General features: G+C 61.5%; 21 protein-coding genes. 10 read left to right on the plus strand and 11 right to left on the minus strand.

The annotated features are described in order from the left end of the window. Positions 1-25: 25 nt before the first annotated feature. A complete protein-coding gene (locus tag DDE23_RS13255) occupies positions 26-925 on the minus strand; it encodes a DMT family transporter (RefSeq protein ID WP_107752217.1) in 900 nt (299 codons plus the stop codon). Between the two features lie 84 nt (positions 926-1,009). Here DDE23_RS13255 and DDE23_RS13260 point away from each other — a divergent pair, with 84 nt between their 5' ends. Then, the gene (locus tag DDE23_RS13260; protein WP_107752218.1) at positions 1,010-1,891 is read left to right on the plus strand and encodes a DMT family transporter; all 882 of its coding nucleotides are present in this window, start codon (positions 1,010-1,012) and stop codon (positions 1,889-1,891) included. A 153-nt stretch (positions 1,892-2,044) separates the two neighbouring features. Here DDE23_RS13260 and DDE23_RS13265 read toward each other — a convergent pair whose 3' ends face one another. Then, positions 2,045-2,971, minus strand: a complete 927-nt coding sequence (locus DDE23_RS13265) for a nucleoside hydrolase (RefSeq protein ID WP_107752219.1) — start codon at positions 2,969-2,971, stop codon at positions 2,045-2,047. A gap of 232 nt (positions 2,972-3,203) precedes the next feature. Between DDE23_RS13265 and DDE23_RS13270 the strand changes: the two genes are divergently transcribed. The 8 genes from DDE23_RS13270 (at position 3,204) to DDE23_RS13305 (ending at position 14,950) form a co-directional block, all read left to right on the plus strand. Further along, the gene (locus DDE23_RS13270) at positions 3,204-3,734 is read left to right on the plus strand and encodes a flavin reductase family protein (protein ID WP_107752220.1); all 531 of its coding nucleotides are present in this window, start codon (positions 3,204-3,206) and stop codon (positions 3,732-3,734) included. A 97-nt stretch (positions 3,735-3,831) separates the two neighbouring features. After that, positions 3,832-5,463 (plus strand): asparagine synthetase B family protein, encoded by a 1,632-nt coding sequence (locus DDE23_RS13275; protein ID WP_133239570.1) that lies wholly within the window; start codon positions 3,832-3,834, stop codon positions 5,461-5,463. Next, positions 5,453-6,574, plus strand: coding sequence for a glycosyltransferase family 1 protein (locus tag DDE23_RS13280; protein ID WP_107752222.1), 1,122 nt, complete (start codon positions 5,453-5,455; stop codon positions 6,572-6,574). Before DDE23_RS13275 ends, DDE23_RS13280 begins: the two co-directional genes overlap by 11 nt. Positions 6,575-6,631: 57 nt before the next feature. Next, positions 6,632-7,258, plus strand: a complete 627-nt coding sequence (locus tag DDE23_RS13285) for an SOS response-associated peptidase (protein ID WP_107752223.1) — start codon at positions 6,632-6,634, stop codon at positions 7,256-7,258. A gap of 549 nt (positions 7,259-7,807) precedes the next feature. After that, entirely contained in the window at positions 7,808-9,031 is a 1,224-nt protein-coding gene (locus DDE23_RS13290) for an ABC-three component system protein (RefSeq protein ID WP_107752224.1), read from the plus strand. Continuing rightward, positions 9,028-9,516, plus strand: coding sequence for a three component ABC system middle component (locus DDE23_RS13295; protein WP_107752225.1), 489 nt, complete (start codon positions 9,028-9,030; stop codon positions 9,514-9,516). Before DDE23_RS13290 ends, DDE23_RS13295 begins: the two co-directional genes overlap by 4 nt. Continuing rightward, positions 9,513-11,468, plus strand: coding sequence for a DUF3732 domain-containing protein (locus DDE23_RS13300; RefSeq protein WP_107752226.1), 1,956 nt, complete (start codon positions 9,513-9,515; stop codon positions 11,466-11,468). The genes DDE23_RS13295 and DDE23_RS13300 overlap by 4 nt, the downstream gene beginning before the upstream one ends. A gap of 554 nt (positions 11,469-12,022) precedes the next feature. After that, positions 12,023-14,950 (plus strand): NACHT domain-containing protein, encoded by a 2,928-nt coding sequence (locus tag DDE23_RS13305; RefSeq protein ID WP_133239571.1) that lies wholly within the window; start codon positions 12,023-12,025, stop codon positions 14,948-14,950. A gap of 122 nt (positions 14,951-15,072) precedes the next feature. Here the strand turns inward: DDE23_RS13305 and DDE23_RS13310 are convergent, their stop codons facing one another. From DDE23_RS13310 to DDE23_RS13340, 9 genes are all read right to left on the minus strand, one after another. Next, on the minus strand, positions 15,073-16,140 hold the full coding sequence (locus tag DDE23_RS13310; protein WP_107752227.1) for a tyrosine-type recombinase/integrase: 1,068 nt from the start codon (positions 16,138-16,140) through the stop codon (positions 15,073-15,075). Then, on the minus strand, positions 16,029-16,316 hold the full coding sequence (locus tag DDE23_RS25855; protein WP_107752228.1) for a helix-turn-helix domain-containing protein: 288 nt from the start codon (positions 16,314-16,316) through the stop codon (positions 16,029-16,031). The genes DDE23_RS13310 and DDE23_RS25855 overlap by 112 nt, the downstream gene beginning before the upstream one ends. A gap of 159 nt (positions 16,317-16,475) precedes the next feature. Beyond that, positions 16,476-16,673, minus strand: a complete 198-nt coding sequence (locus DDE23_RS13320; protein ID WP_107752229.1) for a hypothetical protein — start codon at positions 16,671-16,673, stop codon at positions 16,476-16,478. Further along, complete coding sequence (locus DDE23_RS13325; protein WP_107752230.1) at positions 16,670-16,990, minus strand: acyl carrier protein; 321 nt, start codon at positions 16,988-16,990, stop codon at positions 16,670-16,672. The genes DDE23_RS13320 and DDE23_RS13325 overlap by 4 nt, the downstream gene beginning before the upstream one ends. After that, positions 16,990-17,118: a hypothetical protein gene (locus DDE23_RS25720; protein ID WP_272947879.1), complete on the minus strand. Its 129-nt coding sequence runs from the start codon at positions 17,116-17,118 to the stop codon at positions 16,990-16,992. Before DDE23_RS25720 ends, DDE23_RS13325 begins: the two co-directional genes overlap by 1 nt. Before the next feature lie 237 nt (positions 17,119-17,355). After that, complete coding sequence (locus DDE23_RS25090) at positions 17,356-17,502, minus strand: hypothetical protein (protein WP_157958024.1); 147 nt, start codon at positions 17,500-17,502, stop codon at positions 17,356-17,358. Further along, entirely contained in the window at positions 17,499-17,894 is a 396-nt protein-coding gene (locus DDE23_RS13330; protein WP_107752231.1) for a hypothetical protein, read from the minus strand. The genes DDE23_RS25090 and DDE23_RS13330 overlap by 4 nt, the downstream gene beginning before the upstream one ends. A gap of 34 nt (positions 17,895-17,928) precedes the next feature. After that, the gene (locus tag DDE23_RS13335; RefSeq protein ID WP_107752232.1) at positions 17,929-18,213 is read right to left on the minus strand and encodes a hypothetical protein; all 285 of its coding nucleotides are present in this window, start codon (positions 18,211-18,213) and stop codon (positions 17,929-17,931) included. Next, on the minus strand, positions 18,210-18,884 hold the full coding sequence (locus DDE23_RS13340) for a S24 family peptidase (protein WP_238149977.1): 675 nt from the start codon (positions 18,882-18,884) through the stop codon (positions 18,210-18,212). Before DDE23_RS13340 ends, DDE23_RS13335 begins: the two co-directional genes overlap by 4 nt. Before the next feature lie 85 nt (positions 18,885-18,969). Between DDE23_RS13340 and DDE23_RS25320 the strand changes: the two genes are divergently transcribed. After that, positions 18,970-19,179 carry a carph-isopro domain-containing protein gene (locus DDE23_RS25320; protein ID WP_170121857.1) on the plus strand — a complete coding sequence of 70 codons (210 nt, stop codon included), beginning with the start codon at positions 18,970-18,972 and terminating at the stop codon, positions 19,177-19,179. Positions 19,180-19,237 lie beyond the last annotated feature (58 nt).

Raw genomic sequence — 19,237 nt, forward strand, 5'->3', positions numbered from 1 at the left:
CGGCCGTTACCGCTGCCGTTACCGCTCAGGGTAAGGTCGGGGTCTCGGCGGTCGGCACCGGACGGCGGCCGAGCTGTATCTCGCGCACCAGGGTGTAGAGCCCGGCAACCACGATCACCACCGACCCGGTCAGGGTCCAGATATCGGGGCGCTCGCCGAACAGGACCACGCCAAGGCCCATGGAAAAGACCAGCCGCGCATAGCGGAAGGGCGTGGTGGTGGCGATATTGCCGGTCCGGGTCGAGAGGACCAGCATGACATAGGCGGTCATGCCGACCACCACGTTGAGCGTGAGCAGCGCCGCATCACCCGCCGAGGGCACCACGAGGCTTTCGCCCCGCATCGCCAACAGCAAGAGCCCGCCGGGGATGACCGCGGCAAAGCCCCAGGCCGAGACCTGCAGCGACGAGATCCCGGAATCGAGGCGCTTGGTGGCAAGGTCACGGGTCGAGAGGAAGAAGACCGCGGCGAGGGGCACGAGGGCGGCGGCGTCAAACCCCGTGGTCCCCGGGCGCAGGATCAGCATGACGCCGAAAAACCCCACCAGAATCGCCGTCCAGCGCCGCCAGCCGGCTTTCTCGCCCAGAAACAGCGCAGCGCCCAGCGTGACCGCCAGCGGCATCGCCTGCAGGATCGAGGACATGACCGACAGCGGCACCAGCGCCACGGAGAGCAGGATGGTGATGACCGCCCCCGTCTCGCAGGCGTTGCGCAGCAGGGCCGCCCCCTTCAGCGCCCGGCGGTCAAAGAGCGGCTCGCCCTTGCGCCAGAGCGCCACCGAAAAGGCCAGCGCCCCGCCGATGCCGAGCCAGAGCGCCACCATGCCCGGCGGGATGCGGGTCACGAGATCCTTCATGATCGCGTCCTGCATGGCGAAACCGGCCATGGCGGCGACCATCAGCAGCGGGCCGCGAAGGGTGGACATGGCGTTCTCCTGCCGGGGCTTGGGGGGCTTGACCCCATCGGGCACGGGGGCTTACCTGTGCGCCCTTAACCTGTGCAGGAAATCATGACAATCCCCACTCGCCGACCGCTCGATACGCAGGGCTTCTGGCTCATGCTGGGGCTCGCCCTGTTGTTTGGCGCCAACAACCTGCTGATCAAGCTGGGAAACGAGGGGTTGCAGCCAGCGTTTTTCGCCGGGGTGCGGTCGATCGTGGCGCTGGTGTTCCTGGTGCTCTGGATGCGGCTCAGGGGGCTGTCGCCGCGGCTGGAGCTTTGGGGCGTGGGGGTGCTGGCGGGGCTCCTGTTCTCGGGCGAGTTCCTGTTCCTGTTCCTGGCGCTGGATCATACCAGCGTGGTGCGGGCCTCGTCCCTGTTCTATGCCATGCCGATCTGGCTGGCGCTGGCCGCGCATTTCCTGTTCCCGGGCGAGCGGCTGACCCCGAAACGGGCGCTCGGCTTCGTGCTGGGGTTCTCGGGCGTGGTGCTGACCGTGGCCGGGCGCGGCGGCGCGGGCGAGGGCGGGATCCTGGGCGATCTGGCGGCCATCGTCGCGGGCATGTGCTGGGCGGGCGTGGTGGTCGTGTCGCGCAAGACGCGGTTCGGCACGGCTTCGGCCGAGGCGCAGATCTTCTGGCAGGTGCTGGTCTCGGCGGTGCTGTTGACGGCGACAGCGCCGCTTTTCGGGCTGCCGCTGGTGCGGGACTTCGACCTGACGCAGGCGGTGATGCTGGTGGTGCAGGCGGTGGGCGTGGTCTGCCTGGGCTTCGTCACCTGGTTCTGGCTGATCGGGAAATATTATGCCTCGACGGTGGCGAGTTTCAGCTTCCTGACCCCGGTGCTGAGCGCGCTTCTGGGCTGGCTGGTGCTGGGCGAGGCGGTGACCTGGGTCACGCCGGTGGCGCTGGTGCTGCTGGTGGCGGGGCTGGTGCTGATAAACCGGCGGTGAGGTCGGGCCGGGTGGTGCGTGCAAGCACGCACCCTACGGGGGATGGTCGCCGGGCTGGGCGTTGGTGGGATGAAATCCCACCCTACGGGCGCCTGACCGGCGCCGATCTCGCGAACCGCCTCGTAGGGTGCGTGCTTGCACGCACCGCCCGCCTCAGAGCCGTCCCAACCGCTCGGTCAACAGCGCATAGAACCCGTCCGCGTCGCAGGAGCCGACGAAGAAGGCATTCTTCGGCCGGTCGGTGACGCCCCACCAATCGGCCACGGTCATGCCCAGCGTCAGGGGCGATTGCGTCTCGATCTCGACATTGATCTGGCGGCCCGAGAACAGCTCGGGCCGGATCAGCCAGGCGATGGTGCAGGGGTCGTGCAGCGGCGCGCCGTCCGAGCCGTATTTCTCCCGGTCGAAGCGCTCGAAGAAATCGGTCCAGGCGGCGACCACCTCGCCCACCGGGCCCAGCGCGCGCAGCGCCTCGATCCGGGGCCGCGTGGTCAGCACCTTGTGCGTCACGTCGAGCGGCATCACCGTCAGCCGGACGCCCGAGGCGAAAACGATGGCCGCGGCCTCGGGGTCGACGAAGATGTTGAACTCGGCCGCGGGGGTGATGTTGCCCACTTCGAAATAGGCGCCGCCCATGATGACGATCTCGTCGATCCGGGCGGCGATGTCGGGGGCCTTGCGCAGGGCGGCGGCGATATTGGTCAGCGGGCCGATGGCCACCAGCGTGATCCCGTCCCGGGCGCGCGCCGTCTCGATGATGAAATCGACCGCGTGGCCCTCTTGCAGGGGCATCACCTGCTCGGGCAGGTCGGCGCCGTCGAGGCCGGTCTTGCCATGCACATGTTCGGCCGTGACCAGCGGGCGCGCCAGCGGCCGGTCGCAGCCCGCAAAGACCTTCACCCCGCTCCGCCCGGCCAGTTCGCAGACCACCCGCGCGTTGCGCTGGGTGCGCGAGAGCGGCACGTTGCCCGCGACGCAGGTCAGGCCCAGCACCTCCAGCTCCGGCGAGGCCAGAGCCAGCAGGATCGCCACGGCGTCGTCCTGTCCGGGGTCGGTGTCGATGATGATCTTGCGGGGCATGGGTTGGGTCCGGTGGTGGCGAGTGAGGGAAGGAAATGGGCACGCGGCGGTTGCACAAAATGCCCCCGCCGCGAAGGAAGCCCCTTTCTTAACCAAATGGTCAGGTCTTGTCGAGGACCGGGCCCCGGCTGCTACCGTCGAGCCTCGACCCCGGCGCCGGGCGGATTATCTTGCCGTAAATTGGCCCTCTTTGACTGGTAAACAGGGGGCAGGACAGGCTAGGAACACCCCGATGAGTTTTGCACGCGCGGAGCGGATGAGCGACCCGACCGAGCCCCCCAGTTTCGTCCCCGGCCCGGGTACCGAACGCGACTTCCGCGATGCGTTGGGCGCATTCGCGACCGGCGTGACGGTGATAACCGCGCAATCGGCGATCGGCCCCTTGGGGATCACCGCGAATTCCTTCGCCTCGCTGTCGATGGCGCCGCCGCTGGTGCTGTGGTCTCCGGGCCGTTTCTCGCGCCGCTTCGACGCTTTCGTCGAGGCCGGGCATTTCGCCATCCATGTGCTGGGGGCCGAGCAATTCGAGCTGGGCCGCCATTTCGCCCGGCAGGGGCATGATTTCGACCTGCCGGGCGTGGCGGTCAACGCGCAGGGCGTGCCGGTGCTGCCGGGTTGCCTGGCGGTGTTCGAATGCGCGAGGGAAGCGGTGCATGACGGCGGCGATCACGCCATCGTCGTCGGCCGCGTGCTGGCGGCGCGGCACCGGCGCGGCGTGCCGCTGGTTTTCCATCGTGGCAATTACGGCGGTTTCGGCGCCTGAGGCCGCTTGCCCGGAGGCGGCGCGGGGCCTAGCCTTGCACGGCACCCGGGCGGCGCGAGGGGCGCTCCAGATCCGGGATCGGGCAGTGAAAGACAGTATGACACGTGACGCTTCTGTGCCCGGCTCGACGCTGGTCGAGTCGAACCCCTGGATCGATGCCGGGGCGGCGGCGCCCTATCTGTTCCTGGACCACCAGCGCGGCGAGACGCGGGTTGCGGGCACGTCCTCGGCGCTGGTCGGGCACCGGATGCGGGTGCCGGGCGATGCGCGGCCTCGGGGGCTTTGGGGCGAATGGACCTGGGATGGCGACCGGCTGACGGCGCGGGTCGATCCTTTGGGGTATTTCACGCTTTTCGTCTATCAGAAGGGCGGGCAGGTCGGCGTCTCGCCCTCGATCTTCCAGTTGCTCGCGGCGGGCGCGGATGCCGAGGTCGATCCTGTGGCGCTGGCCGTTTTCCACCGCGTCGGCTTTTTTGTCGGCGGCGACACGCCCTTCAAGCATATCAAGGTCTTGCCCCCCGACGGGCGGCTGGACTGGCAGGCCGGTCGCGGCGCCATCAGCGGCGGCCCGGCGGCGCCGAAGTCGCTGGAGGTGAGCCGCGAACAGGCGGTCGAGGGGTTCATCGAACTGCCCCGCGCCGTCATCCGCCGCTTCCTGCAGGATTGGGACGGGCCCATCGCGCTGCCCCTCTCGGGCGGGCGGGATTCGCGGCATATCCTGCTGGAAATGGCGCATCAGGGCCGGCTGCCCGACACCTGCGTCACCTTCCATCACGGCGGGCGGGTGCTGAATGCCGAGGTTCAGGCGGCCCGCGCGGTGGCCGAGCGGGTCGGCGTCAGGCATTCGATCCTGGGCCATCCGCGCTACCGGATGCGCGACGCCGTGCGGGCGCTCTTGATGACCCAGCTTTGTGCCGACGAACACGCGCAGATGATGCCGATGCACGATTTCCTCAGCGGGTCGGATTACGCCGCCGTGGACGGGATCGGCGGCGATATCCTGACCAATCCTGACGACTGGGCGGCAGGGTTCATGGAGCGCGCCCGGCGCGGCGATTACGAGGGCATCGCCCGCGGCATGGCCGAGGGCCACGGCGGCGTCATCAGCCGCGAAGGGCATCGCGGCGGGGCCGGTTCCTGGCTCTCGCCCGATCTGGACGACGCGGCCATCGCCCGCATCGCCGAGGAGGTCCGCGCCTATGACGCAGCGCCCGACCCCTATCAGGCCTTTTGGTTCTACCACCGCACGCGGCGCGAGATTTCCTTCGTCTCGACGGCGGTGATGGGCGGGGCGGCGATGGTCTTCTGCCCCTATCTGGACCCCGATTTCGTCGAATTCGGCCTGTCGCTGCCCTGGTCGGTGACCTGCGACCAGAAGCTGCACGACGACGCCATCTTCCGCGCTTATCCAGCGTTCAAGGACATTCCCTTCGCCTCGGGCTTCCGCAATCAGCCTCTGCCGCGGCTGCGGGTGCACCGGCTGACCAACACGCTGGATTCGCTGAGGATCGCGGCACTGGCCGGGCAGGGCGGGGCGCTGGCCGGCATGCAGGCGGCGCTGGCGCGGACGCCCTTGAAACGGGCGCCCTCGGATGTGTTGCGGATGCACCGCGACATGGTGAGCGGCATGGATGCGGCCGAGGCGCGGCGGCTGATGGCGCTGGAAGCGCGGCTCCGGCAGGCGGCGCCCAAGGGCAAGGATGTGGTGAGCGAGATCCATGGCGGGTGAGGTATTGGCGAACCGGCTGCGGCTCTATGCGCGGCGGCGGCGGGCAGAAAAGGCGCGGGCCGCGGCGATGGCCTCGGGCTTTTCCGGGCGCGCGGGCGAGCGGCTGTTGCTGGTCACCCAGCCCGAGCGGATCCCGCAATCGCAGGTCTATCCCTTCCACCATTACGCGGGCGACCTGAAACGCCTCTATGGCGCCGAGGTGCGCGAGGCCGATACCTGGGCCATTCTGCGCGGTGAGAAGCCGGTGGCGAGCGGGGCGACGGTCGTGGCCTTCCAGACGCCCTTCGACATCGCCGATGACGATCTGCACAGGCTGGTGGGCCTTTTGCGCGCGCAGAACCCCGGGGCGCGGATCGTCTGCCTCGACTGGTTCGCGCCGACCGATCTGCGCAACGCAGCGCGGATGGATCCGCTGGTCGACCTCTACGTGAAGAAACACCTGCTCAGGGACCGCGCGGCCTATGGCCGTCCGACACTGGGCGACACCAACCTCACCGATTTCTACAACCGCCGCTATGGCATCGCCGAGCCCGAACAGGTGTTCGAGGTCCCGCCCGGGTTCTGGGACAAGCTGGTGCTGGGGCCGTCCTTCGCCACCGCGCCGAACATCCTGCCCGCGCTGCTGGGCCGGATGCCGGGCGGTGCCCGGCCCATCGACCTGCACGCCCGTTTCGCGGTCGGCGGCACGCCCTGGTATCAGGGCATGCGCGGCGAGGCCGAGGCGGCCCTGGACACCGTGGCGGATCTGGCGGTGGTCAAGGGCGAGGGCGTGCCCCTGCCGCGTTTCATGGTCGAGATGGCGCGCTCGAAACTGGGATTCTCGCCCTTCGGCTATGGCGAGGTCTGCTGGCGCGACTACGAATCGGTGATGGCGGGGGCGGTCCTGCTGAAGCCCGACATGAGCCATATCGAGACCGCACCCGACATCTTCCACCCCTGGGAGACCTATGTGCCGCTCGCCTGGGACCTGTCGGATTTCGAAGAGGTCGTGCGCCGGGTCTGCGCCGATGCCGTGCTGCGCCAGCGGATCGCGCGCAATGCCTTCGGGCTGTTGCACGATTGGCTGAAATCCGACGCTTTCGCCCGCTCGATGGCGCCGCTTTTCGCCTGAGGGGGGCTGATCGGCCAGCCCCGCCGCGTGCTATCCTGGGGCCAGAGGGAGGCGTTCATGTGCAATCTCTATCGCCAGACCACCGCCGTCGAGGCCATCCGCAAGCTCTTCGCCGATCTCGGGAACCGGGCCGGCAATGTCGAGCCCGGCGATGTCTATCCCGACCGGATGGCGCCGATCGTGACGCGCGGCGCCGACGGGGCGGTGCTGCGACTGGCGCGCTGGGGCCTGCCCTCGCCGCCGCAATACCACAGCCCCTCGGGGATCGACCGGGGCGTGACCAATCTGCGCAACATGGCCTCGCCCCATTGGCGGCCCTGGCTGGGGACGGCGCATCGCTGCCTCGTTCCGGTCGAGCGCTTCGCCGAGCCGCGGCCGGGCAGGGGCGCGGGCAATGCCTGGTACCGGGTGACGGTCGCGGCGCCGGCCTTCTTCGCGGGCCTCTGGGTGCCCGAATGGCGCTCGATGCGGAAGCTGAAGGAGGGTGAGACGGTCGACGATCTCTTCGGCTTCCTGACCTGCCCGCCCAATGCGGTGGTCGCCCGGGTCCATCCCAAGGCGATGCCGGTGATCCTGGTCGAACCCGCCGAGATGTCCCTCTGGCTCGACGCCCCCTGGCGCGAAGCCAAGGCCCTGCAGCGCCCGCTGCCCGACGCGTTGATCGAGGAGATCGACGAGGAATAGGGGCTGTGGTGGGTTAGGTTCGGGGGGAGGCTGGTGCAATGTCCCGGTCCTGGCGTCGCCGTGGCCGGTTAGGCCTTCAACGAAGGGCCTGGCAAGGAACGCAATTCTCCAGGAGAGGATTGGAGCGGGTAGCGGGAATCGAACCTGCGCGTTCAGCTTGGGAAGCCTGCGGGAACTCTATTAGTATATTGAAATAGAAACATAAAAAAATGTACTGTGGGGATTTCTCCGGGAGTTGACTGCGTGCAGCTTGATCCTGAACCGGTCGTTTGTCGTGCCTACCAAAGGTCAGCTGTACGGCTCAGAGCCGCCGCTCGATCACGCTTGGCGCTGTGAGGCATCGGCTCCTGAAGCTGCCGCTCGGTCACGGTGGTACGCGATTAAGGTTGTGAACATCGCCAGGTTCCTCCATTTGACGACTTCTGAGGGAAACTGTCCCATTGATTTGGATTACACATTCGGTAACGGTGACGTCAGGCAGGCGAAAGATTAGAGCCGCGTGTTCATCGTTAGACTCAGCGTGCCGGGAATAAACCAGAGGAACTGTTTATGGCCGATGCGCGTCCCGACAAGTTTTCTGCTGGCGAGCAAGGTCTAGGGTACATCTATCAGGCGCGTCTTGCCCTGCTGCACTTACTGCAGTTGCCAGAGGACACGGCTGTTTGCCTCGAAAAGGACGATGACCTCGATTTCGTCGATGGCGACGGGGCCAAATCCTTGGCTTCACTCAAACACAAGGCCATTGGAGATAGGTTGACTGACCTGTCGACGGATTTCTGGAAGTCCATCAACGTCTGGCTGGCTCGGTACAAGCGGGACGGCCGCGCTGCTTCGAACTTAAGGTTCTTCCTGTTCACCACCGCCACGGTGTCATCCGGCTCGTTCCTTGCTCGGCTTCTCCCAGATCAGACCGTCGCTTCCGGCGACGCAACCACACTGACCGAATTGGCCGATGCCACGCTTGCTGAATCGAATTCAAAGCTCATCGCGCCGATCGCCATGGCGTTCAACGAACTAAGTGACTTCGAGAAGCAGGATTTTCTCGAGCGCATCCTGATCCTCGATGGCAGCCCACGCATAGGCGACATCCCGGCGCTAATCAGGGACAAGTACATGCGGCCCATCCGGCGTGACCACCGCGAGTTCGTCTTCGAGAGGCTGGAGGGCTGGTGGACCGATGCAGTGATCAAACATTTGACCGGCGCCAGGCCTGAAGGGATCTTCGGCTACGAAGTGTCGGACAAACTCTCTAGCTTCGCTGAGGAGTACAGGGAAGACAACCTTCCTATCACCTTCCGAGGAAAGCGGCCTGCCGACGAGATTGACACTGGTACAGATCCTCGCTTGTTCGTGGCGCAGCTGCGCGAGATTGGCATTTCCTCCGATCGGATCAGGCGCGCGATTCTGGATTATTATAGGGCGTTTGAACAACGATCGGCCTGGGCGCGCGAGAATCTGCTCGTGTTGGGAGAGGTTGAGGACTACGAAGATCGCCTCACCGATGAATGGGATCGCTATAAGGACGTCGTTTTCGAGAAACTGAAAGACGACAGCTTGGAGGATGCGTTGCGCGAAGCGGGCGCGACTCTCTACAACTGGGCGGAATTTGAGACTGGCAAGATCGAATCTCTTCGCATTCGCGCACGGGTGACGGAGCCGTATGTCCTTCGCGGCAGTTTCCACATTTTGGCAGATTCCACCCCCGCACCCAAGGTCTATTGGCATCCGAGATTCCTCGAGCGCCTTGGCAATGTCCTGGAGGTGGCCTCTTGAAACGATGGGACCAGCGCCCCTTTGAAATTCGGAACCTTTTCAATCCGGCATTCTGCGGTTTGGTCCTGTTCCGTGCCCTGCACGGCTACGAGGAAGAAGACGATCGCGGTATGCCATTTTCGCTGTCGCTGCTTGTGCTGCCGCTGTGCTTACATAAGGATTCGCGCGAGGTGATCGCCCGCAGTCCACGCAGCTACCTGCTCAAGACCGCAGAGAAGAATCAGCACATCGTGGTGGGCTTTGCCGACCGGATTACACAGATGTTGCCGTATGCCTTCGAGGGGTTTGGACTGCTGATGGAACGAGGTTGTGTTGTCGTCGAGGAGGAAGGTCGTATTCGGACCGTACCCAAGAAGGTACGTAAGACCGTCGATGGAACCGCCGAAACCGTTACTTGCCAGAAGGTAGCGAGGATCGTCGGAAGGGAATTTGCGCGCATCGCCGATCGGGCGACCGTTTATACAACTTTCGGGATTCGTCCATGAAGATAAGATCCATCCACATCTACAGCCATGACGGCCAGCGCCGTGACCTCCGGTTCAAGGTCGACGGACTCAACGTCATTACCGGTCGCTCATCCACCGGCAAATCTGCGCTCTCTGAGATTATCGAATACTGCATGGGACGTTCCTCGTTCACCGTCCCAGAAGGGATCATTCGGGACAAAGTGTCTTGGTTCGCCGTGATCTACCAGTTCGAGAGTGAACAGGTGCTTGTTGCCAAGCCGACCCCGCCTAGCGGTGGCGCCAGCTGCAGCACGGCGATGTTGCGAAGGGGTTCCCAATTGCAGGTCCCCGAGTTCGAGGATATGGCTGTCAACACTGATGATGACAGCATCGTCGAACTGCTGTCGCGCTTTCTTGGAATTCCCGAGAACCGCACGGAAGTCGCGCTTGAGCATAGCCGAGTTAGCTACGACGCGAACGTCAAGCACACGTTCTATTACCTCTTCCAGAAGCAGGGGCTGGTCGCCAACAAAGATCAACTCTTCTATCGCCAAAACGAGCCGTTCCAACCGCAGGCAATCCGCGACACGTTGCCAATCTTACTTGGCGTTTCCTCCCAAGATCGCTTCGAACTGGAAGGCAAGCTGCGCTTAGCGCAGAGCGATCTGAGGGTCAGCAACAAGAAGCTGGAGCTGGCGCGCGACGCCGTCGACACGTCACATGAACAAGCTATCGGCCTCCACTCGGAAGCCAAGGCGGTCGGGGTCATCGGCAACACCGACGAGAATCCAAAGGCAGACGGGATCGTCGAAGCATTGAGATTGGCGCTTTCGTGGAAGCCCGAAACATTGCCGGACGACGACGGCAGTCGCGTTTCGCTTCTGGAAGATGATCTGGCCCAACTGCGTCAGGATCGCCGTGATACGCAGGCCCGGATTGACGCGGCGCGACAGTTCGCCAAGCGGGCGGGCGGCTATGAAAGCGAGGCCGCCGAACAGATAGATCGGCTGGCCTCAATCAAGGCACTGCCGAAGAACCCAGACAGTGGCGAATGGCAATGGCCGTTTAGCGAGCAAAACTTGGCATTGGAATCCCCGGTGGCGGTAGTTCTGCTCAATGAATTGCAATCGCTCGACAAAGAGTTGCGCATCGCTACCGGCCAGCGTCCCAAGCTCGAAGCCTACCTTGCCGAACTGACCGGCAAAGCGGATGGGATCGCGGGCGAGATCAAGCAGAGGGAAGCGGAGCTATCCGCTGCAATCTCGGCCAACGAAGTCATCGCCCAGATGGGCACCCGCAACAATGCGGCCGCGCGCGTGGTCGGCCGTATCAGCCTGTTCCTAGAGACGCTTCTCCCGAATGAGGATCTCGCCAAACTGGAATCGGAGAATCGCCGGCTCAAAAATAAAGTTAGGCAGCTTGAGGAGAAGATCGGCGCTGACGACAGCAATGAACGCCTGACCTCGATCCTCAACAACATTTCCGCACAGGTGTCGCGATACATCCAGAAGTTCAATGCAGAGTTCGCTCTTTACCCTGCACGGCTCAATCTGGCGCGGTTGACAATCGTTTTTGATCGGCCCGAACGGCCCGTGCCGATGGAAAGGACTGGCGGTGGCGAGAACCACTTGGCTTACCATCTGTCAGCACTCCTCGCCCTGCACCTATTCGCGGCGCAGAACAACCGTCCAATTCCGCGCTTCCTGTTGATCGACCAACCAACCCAAGTCTACTTCCCCTCCGAACAGGTCTATAAGGACGCTGATGGTTCAGTGCAGAAAACAGAATCAGACGCCGACCTCAATGCGGTACGCCGGCTGTTCGAGTTGTTGTTGAAGTTCACCCAAGACGATGTTCCAGGCTTCCAACTGATTGTCACAGAGCATGCGAACCTCCGTGATCAGTGGTTTCAGGACGCACTCATCGAAATACCATGGACTAAACCCCCCGCGTTGGTCCCAGAGGATTGGCCGCAGGAAGACGAGAACTGAGCGGTTGAACGCTCGCAATACCCGGGAGCGCATCTAGCCCTCTGCGGCGACTGAGTGCGTGGAACGCTCTCGCGCCGTAATCGAAGGGCTGTCTTGCCGGGATCCTGCAACGACTACACTGTCTCGCGCTAAGGCCGCTTTCTGCCCCTCGGCGCGACTGACCGCCGTCTCGTTGCGGTTTTCGCGAGTGGAGGCTCCAACGGTTTGCTGCCGCTGCCGCGCCGGCGTAGGTCCGCTCTCCGCCCCATATAGTCGAACGCCGCTCCTAGACACTTTCAACCGGGACGCGCCCTCAGCCTGCGAGGCTCGCTGATCGTGAGTACGCTGAATCCAATTGGTGCGTCAGTCAGATCGCTGCCCAGGTTATGGGCGCACCGTCTTGGCGATTGGCTGGTCTCTTGCTATCACAGCAACCTCGCCTAAGGAGGAATGCGCCACTGAAACGCCAACGAACTACGCCCGCGGGAAGATCTGGATCAATTGAAGTGACGAAAGTAGTTGAGTGGCGCAACGTAGAAGTGCAGGATACGTGAAACCGCCTAAAGGAACTCACCTTGCCTGTCTCAGAAGGTCTTATCGTTAACGGCCTATCGGCCGTCGCGGCACAGGTATCAAAGCTGTTCGCCAAGAAATTTCTTCTTCCATTCAGGATGAGGCAAAGCCTCAACAATAGAGAATCGAATACCCAGAACGACGTCCTTCTGGATGCCTTAACGAGAGCAATTGGAAATTTTAGCTCCCTGACGCCAGCGACAAACGCAGCTCTAATAGACATTGCTAATTCTAAATTGATTGAGTACTTGGTTCCCATATTCGGGTCAGAGCTGGATAAAAGAAATGCTCTTGCGATAGTTGAATATGTTCATCAGTCGCGTGGGGCTTCGAACGTAAAAGAGTCTTCGGATTTTGCAGAGGTCCTCGGAACCTGCTTGAAAACCGCACACGATATGTCCGTCGAGCAGGAGTCTAAGGACGCTCCTGCAAGCATAAGAGCTGAATTTCGGAAAAGACGAGACGATGAAGCCCGGCGCGCAGATGGGACCTTGAACTCCGTAGTTCAAAAATTACAAACGAAAGATGGAGATTGGATTGACAACAGCGACGTAAGTGCTGCGTTCATCGCAAGAAGAATCAAAGAAGACAGCGATCCGCTCAAGAATTTTGTTCGTGCTCTTAAGCGAACGGTAGACTCTGTTGACGTACATGGTTCTTCAGGTGACGTCGTTCAGGTCTCTCTGGATGATATCTACGTCGATATGCCTGTTAGCTACATTGATCGTAAGCGAAATTTTAATCCTTATCAGGATCTTAGGAAAAATATATCCCGACACCGAGTTTCTGACGATTGGAGTGGAACTTTAGAGCTAATTGGCAATACTGTACTGCTTGGGGACCCAGGAGGCGGGAAGAGCACTCTATCAAAGAAGCTCTGTCTGGAATGCTGTGATCGATACCTCAAGGGGCAGACAAAGCTACCTATCTACATTCAGCTGCGAACTTACATATCAAACGCCGTAGAAGATGATCGACTTTCATTGCGGAACTATATTGTTGATAGTGTGACGTCGACTGTGATTGATGCAGATCAGCGGGACCTGACCTCTTCTGTTCTTTATCATCTACGTATCGGAGCTGTATTTTTCGTTGCTGATGGGTTGGATGAAGTCTTGACGCCATCCAATCGAGCGCGGGTCGTTCAAGAGATCGCTTCCTTCAGGAAGGAGTTTCCGCTTTGTCAGATTCTTGTCACATCGCGCTACGTAGGATATGAAACTCAGCCTTTAGATGGCTTCACCCACTTGGGTGTTGACTATCTGTCTGACAGTGCAATCGAGAAAATCTATCGAAATGTCTCCAGAACGGTTCTGAAGAGACCCGATGGTGAAGTAAACTCTAGGCTTCAGGGGTTCTTGCTCGATGCTCGAAAGAAGGCAAGCGAACTAATTAGGAGTCCCCTTCTTCTCACTTTAATCGTGATCATTTATGATAAGAAGAGCGAGATTCCTGACAACAGAGCGAGTCTCTACGCATTTTGTGCCGACTTGCTTTTTGATCAATGGGACAAGTATAGAGATATTACTCCAGATCTTCCTGAACGCTATCGGCTGTTTGATTTGTTCAAGCATCTATCCGCTCTTCTGTATGAAAATGAAGAATACGGCGGAACTATCGGACGGGATGATCTGCAGAGGGAGGCTCGAGATTTCTTTAGGTCCGATTACGTAGACAATCGCGAGGGTAGAGCTGCTGCCGCCGCCGAGCATATGGTTGGGCACTTGACTGGTCGTGCTTGGATCTTGCATGAGGTTGGTGAGAATATCTTCGAGTTCACACACCGCACATTTCTGGAATACTTCTACGCGAAGTATCTAGATACAGAGTTTGAGGAAACTGGTGCCTTGGTGCGAAATTGTCTGATGCACGTCGTTGAGGGGCAACGATCTCTGCCAACCCATTTGGCTCTTCAAATTAGGACAAACAACAAGCGTGCTGCATCGACAAAAGTAGCAGAGGCTCTGACTGAAAGCCTAAGAGACCGCCCGTCATGTACAGAGCTAGTTGATTTTTGTCTTGATAGTCTTGGCTATCTCTTGCCGAACGGGGATCAACTCTCTGAGTTTGTTTCCGTGTTGGCCAAGCCCGCGATTTTTTCCAGCGATCCTTCTGGGCCTTTGCGCTTGTTGTGTACCTCAAGCCCGTTGCGGAATAATATCCTTAATATTTGTACAGAGCAATTGGACCAAGTCGAGACTGTATCTCAGTTGGCCGTTCTTGAGGTGGCATTTAGAAAGATGCGCCGGGATTCGACCTTCGAAATGATTTCCGCAAATGGAGAGGTTGTCGACGTAGTCCATCGGACGCTTGAAAGGCTCTATTCTAAGCAGGCCACTTCGCCTTACGTATGTAAGTTGGCTTTTGACTTGGATTGCCGCGTAAACTGGTCTGCAGTGGAGAGATTTGGTTTGCGGCTTTGGGGGAACAAATTGGCAGGTTTTGGTCAATCGGTACGAATTCTGTCCGATAGCCGGGAAATGCTTAGGGATGCCTCTCGATTTATCATCGGTTCGGATGCGAAATCTGGAAAGAGCTATAAATTAGCGCGCGCGATCGCTTCTGGACTAATGAGGCTTGAAGGAGGTCTTCATCTAGATACTTATCACGTTGGGCGCGATCTTCTTGAGGCTAGTTCCTTAGATATCAGTTTTAGCGCCGACCGATCGGCATGGCGCGAGGACCGTAGTGCGCTGGAAGTTTATGCATTTTCGCTAATCTTATGTGCGGAGACGCATATGGATTTTCTGGACGCTCCCCTGCGTGAGAGGTTTATCGCTACTATTTCTGATGTTTGCGATGCACTTGATAATGTCGGGTCCGATCAGTCAATTTACTGCAGATCATGGCTGAAAGAAGAGACGACTTTAATTCTTCATCCAAGTTTGCTTCGTCTCCGCGGCAGGAAGTTGGGAGTAGCTGGGGGCTAGATTGGCATCGGTGTCTGTTTTATGTTGTCTTGAACAAGGGTCCAATTGGCGGTCGCATCAAGCGTTTAACGTAATAGCCAGCAAAGTTAGATCGTTTTTCCTGTGTGCTCCAAGTGTGACGTTCACTTTCGTTGATGTCGCGCCTTCCGCGAGCGCCGCTCGCTATTTGTGAGCACGCTGAACCCGTCCAGCGCGGCGGCGAGATCATCGTCCAGGACATGCGCGTACCGGCTCGTCGTCTCGACGGTGGTATGCCCGAGCAAGCGGGACACCAGCTTGATATTCCCGGTCTGCCTCAGAAGCCGGGTCGCGAAGGTGTGCCGCAGGTCGTGAAAACGGAAGTCGTCGATCCCTGCAGCTGCCAGGGCCGCCCTGAAATCGTTGAACACATGGCTGTTCTGGCGGATGCGTCGGCGTGGCTTCTTCTTCGACGAATGGTCGAGATAGGTGAAGACGAAGGGTCGATCGGCGGCCTGGTCCGAGCGAGGCAGGGTGGTGAGCAGGGCGCGGATCTCGGGGCTTATCGGGAAGCGCATAGTGCGGGCGCCCTTTAACCGGAACACCATGCGGCCGGTGTCTAGGTCAATATCCGACCAGCGCAGCTCGATGATCGTCGACAGCCGGGCGCCCGTCATCAGGGCGAATTTCACCAGGGGATGAAGATCCAGACGCAGGTGTTGCAGCAGGCGTTCCTGCTCTGCCAGCTGCAGCTCGCGCACCCGCTCCTCGGGCTCGGCGCGCTGCAGGGCTTTGATGTCGATGGCCGGCATCGTGGCGCCGTGGATCTTCTCCATGTGCCGCAGGGCTCTGCCCAGGGCCTGCAGCTGGCGGTTGACCGTCGAGTCCGAGACCTCGGCCCGGCGCACCGCGACGAAGCGCATCAGGTCTGCGTTGGTCAGGTCGGCCATCGGCCGCGACCCGTCCAGCACCGCCAGGATGGCCCGAAACTGGCTCAGGGTGGTCCCGGCCGAGGGCTGGCCGTTTGTGACGTCGGCCGCGTAGGTGCCGAGGGCCTCGGACAGGGTGAAGCGCCCGGTGACGGCTGGCGCCGAGCGCGCTTTGACCCGCGCGGCGGCCTCTACCGCTTTCGCTTCTTCGAAGTCATCTGTGCCGCAGCTGCCGTGAAATCGACGACCCCGGATTTGGAAGTCGTAGTGCCAGTTGCGCGTGCCTTTCGGGCGGTATGGCATGTTTGCCCCTCGATGAACCGAGTGAGGTCGTCGAGCCTATAGCGGATCGTGCCGCTGGTCAGCATGACGAAGGAAAGGCCGCGGTTGCGCATCCGGCGCAGCGTCTTGGTTGAGACGCGGAGAATGCCGGCGGCCTCGTCGGGTGTCAGCAGCTCGGGTGCTGTGCGTGTGGTCATGGTCGGTTATCCAGGACTGTGGCCCGAGCAATGGGGTGGTCTTTGCCCGAAGGCGGCGACTGGGACATGGGAACCTCTGCGGATGAAAGGGCCCCGGCGGCGGGACGGTGGCCGCCGGGGCAGGTGCGCGCCGGAGAGGCGTCAACGGCGCGGGCGGGATCAGACGGGGCGGCCGAGGTCGCGCAGGAAGCGGCGGGCGCGGCCCTGGTCGAAGGCGGTGCCGAGTTCGATCATGATGCGGGCGGCGTCGGCCCGGGTGTCGGCACCGGCCGAATGGTCCTCGAACTGCTGACGGGCGGCGACTAGCTGGCCCGCGCGGGGCATGAGGGCGAGGGCGCCATGCGCGGTGGCGTTCATGCGGCATGCCCCGGCAGCAGGGCCGCGCCGTCGGCCTCGGCGTCGCGGTAGAGGGCCGGGTTGTCGACGGGCCCCCGGGGAAGGGCGGTGCGCGCGGCGATCACCTGGGCGAGGTTGCCGATGGTGAAGATCCCCTCGGCCGTCGCGTCGTCGATGTCGCAGCCGAGGTCTTCCTCGATCGCGAGCACCAGCCGCCATTTGTCCTGGCTGTCGATCTGCAGGTCGATCAGCATCGTATCGGCGGCCAGGAAGCACCCCTCCAGGCGGGGAAACACTTCGGCGATCAGGTCGGACGCGTGGGCAAGATCGGCATTCATCACGCGACCCCCCGGCAGGTGCGGAAGGGGAAGTTCCGCTGACGGCGCTCACGCAGGCGGGCGCGCCAGGCGATCCAGCGGCGGCGGGCGACGGGATCGGCGACGATGGCGGGGAGGGGGTTGGGCATGGCGGGGCTCCATCGTTGGGCCGCGATCTGCCCGGGGTGGGCGTCTTCGGCGGCGGGGCTCGATGAAGGAAATGTGCGCATAGTGCGGACGTTATGTCAACGCAATTTGCGTTCAATTGCGGACATCAGATCTGTTCGCATCGCGAATCGTCTGCTGCCCTGCCTGGGTCAGCGTCGTGGTGGCGCGCATGAAAAAGCCCCGCGCAGGGCGGGGCTTTCGTCGTTCAACGGTGCGGATCACTCTGCCGGGGTCGCGGCAGCTTTATCCCGAGCAAGCTCTTGCAGCTTCTTCTCAAGACGCCCGGCCTCCCAGCGAGACTGGAAGACAGAGAGGATGGCGAAGATCAGAAGCACGAGCGGGACGAGGAATTCAAACCAAGTCATGACTTCTTCTCCTTCCGAAGGTTGCCCAGATTATAGACCGCAACGGCATGAAAGGCCAGTCCCGCTGCAATCCAGTAGACCCAAGACGGCATGAACTGGAGCCAGTCCGGCACCAACATGCCGAGAAAGCCTTGGTCAGGATCATCGGGGACTACCCTCATTCCAGCGGCCTCCCAAGCCCTGATCAGATCTGCGGTCTGCTGAATAATATCTGCATACTGACGTGGATCTTCCGTTAACGGCTCGTTCCAGAAAGATATGGTGCCTTCTGCCAGCGGTCTCAAGAATCCGAAGCCGATCAGACCAATCCCCACCGTGTTGAAGAAGCTGGTTCGCAGCTTCACGCGCTCGTTGTGTTTGGCGATCCAATCCAGTTCCGTCTGCGACTTCACACTGTTACCCCTTACCTCCGCTCGGCGCGGGCGGTCAAAGCTCACCTGCCCGAATCCGGCCCTCGACACTGCGAACCGCGGCGCTGGTCTCGATGCTCTCCTCGTTAAGCACCTGCAGCGTCAGGTTCGCTCGCTCAATCTCGCCTTCCGTCTTGCTCAATTTCTGCTGCAGTTCCTGGATGGCTGCAAGGATGCGGCGATCTCGGAAGGCCCTTGCTGCATAGTCCAAAGCGAATCCCGCCCCCAGTAGGGCATAGTACCATCTGGGTAGCGAAAACTGCTCTATCAGGATCGCTGCAACAACGACGGAGAGGATCAAACCTTCCCTCCCCTCCAAATCACTCGACCAACGACCTCGATGTCCTGCAGCGACTTCTCGACCGACGGATAAACGTTCCGGTTGTCCGAGATGATCGTTACAAAACCGCGCTGCGACGCCCGGCCGATCCGCTTCACCAGGAGCGCATCGCCGCCGTCACGGATGACGAAAAGCCCGTCATAGGACAAGTCGCGCTTACTGATGTCGAGCATCACCACGTCATCGTCGGCCAGCGTGGGCAGCATCGAGTCGCCCTTCACCGAGATGATCTTCAGGTCGCGAGGATTGGCGCTGGTGAGGCGCGCGAGGTATCCGGGCGGGAAGGCCAGCTGCGCCACCGCTTGCTCGTCGTGAACCACGACGCCATTCCCTGCGCTGGCCTGCACGTCGTAGACATTAACTAGATCCGCCACTGTCTGCTCTGCGACGGGAATCGGCAGGCCGGTGAGCCGAAACACATCTCCAGCTGGGATGCCCTCCGGTGCAAGCGCTGCTGCAAGCTCTCTTGCGAATGCCACTGGCAATGGGCCGCCTTTGAAGCGATCCGGGCTCTCGTAATGAGAATAGCCGGATGAAGACTTGCCCATCCGTGTGGCCAGCTTGCGGACCGAGAGTCCGGCCCGCTCCCTGAGCGCCTTTACCTGCGCGGTGATGTCGTCTGCGTCATTCATGTCCGCATATTGCACATCCCGGCCGTCCGCGTCCGTCCGCATTTCGCGCTTGAGAATTGCTCGAAAGTGTGCGCTAAATGCGCACATGGGACATATTTCGCAGATCATAGAGAAGTTCGGGGGCGTTCGCCCCATGGCGGCAGCACTCGGCAAGCCGAAGTCCACGGTCCACAGCTGGTCGGTTCGCGGGTCGGTGCCCGACGATGCCAAGGCGGAAATCATCGCCAAGTCCGACGAACTCGGGTTTGGCGTCGAACTGGCTGATTTCTACCCAGCTCTCCGCCCCAGTTCCTAATCCCCTCATCACCGACTCCTTTCCCTGACCGTGCGCCTTTCCTCGCCGACCGTCACGC

Origin of the sequence: Pararhodobacter aggregans, from assembly GCF_003075525.1 — a bacterium.
GTDB classification, from domain to species: Bacteria; Pseudomonadota; Alphaproteobacteria; order Rhodobacterales; family Rhodobacteraceae; genus Pararhodobacter; species Pararhodobacter aggregans.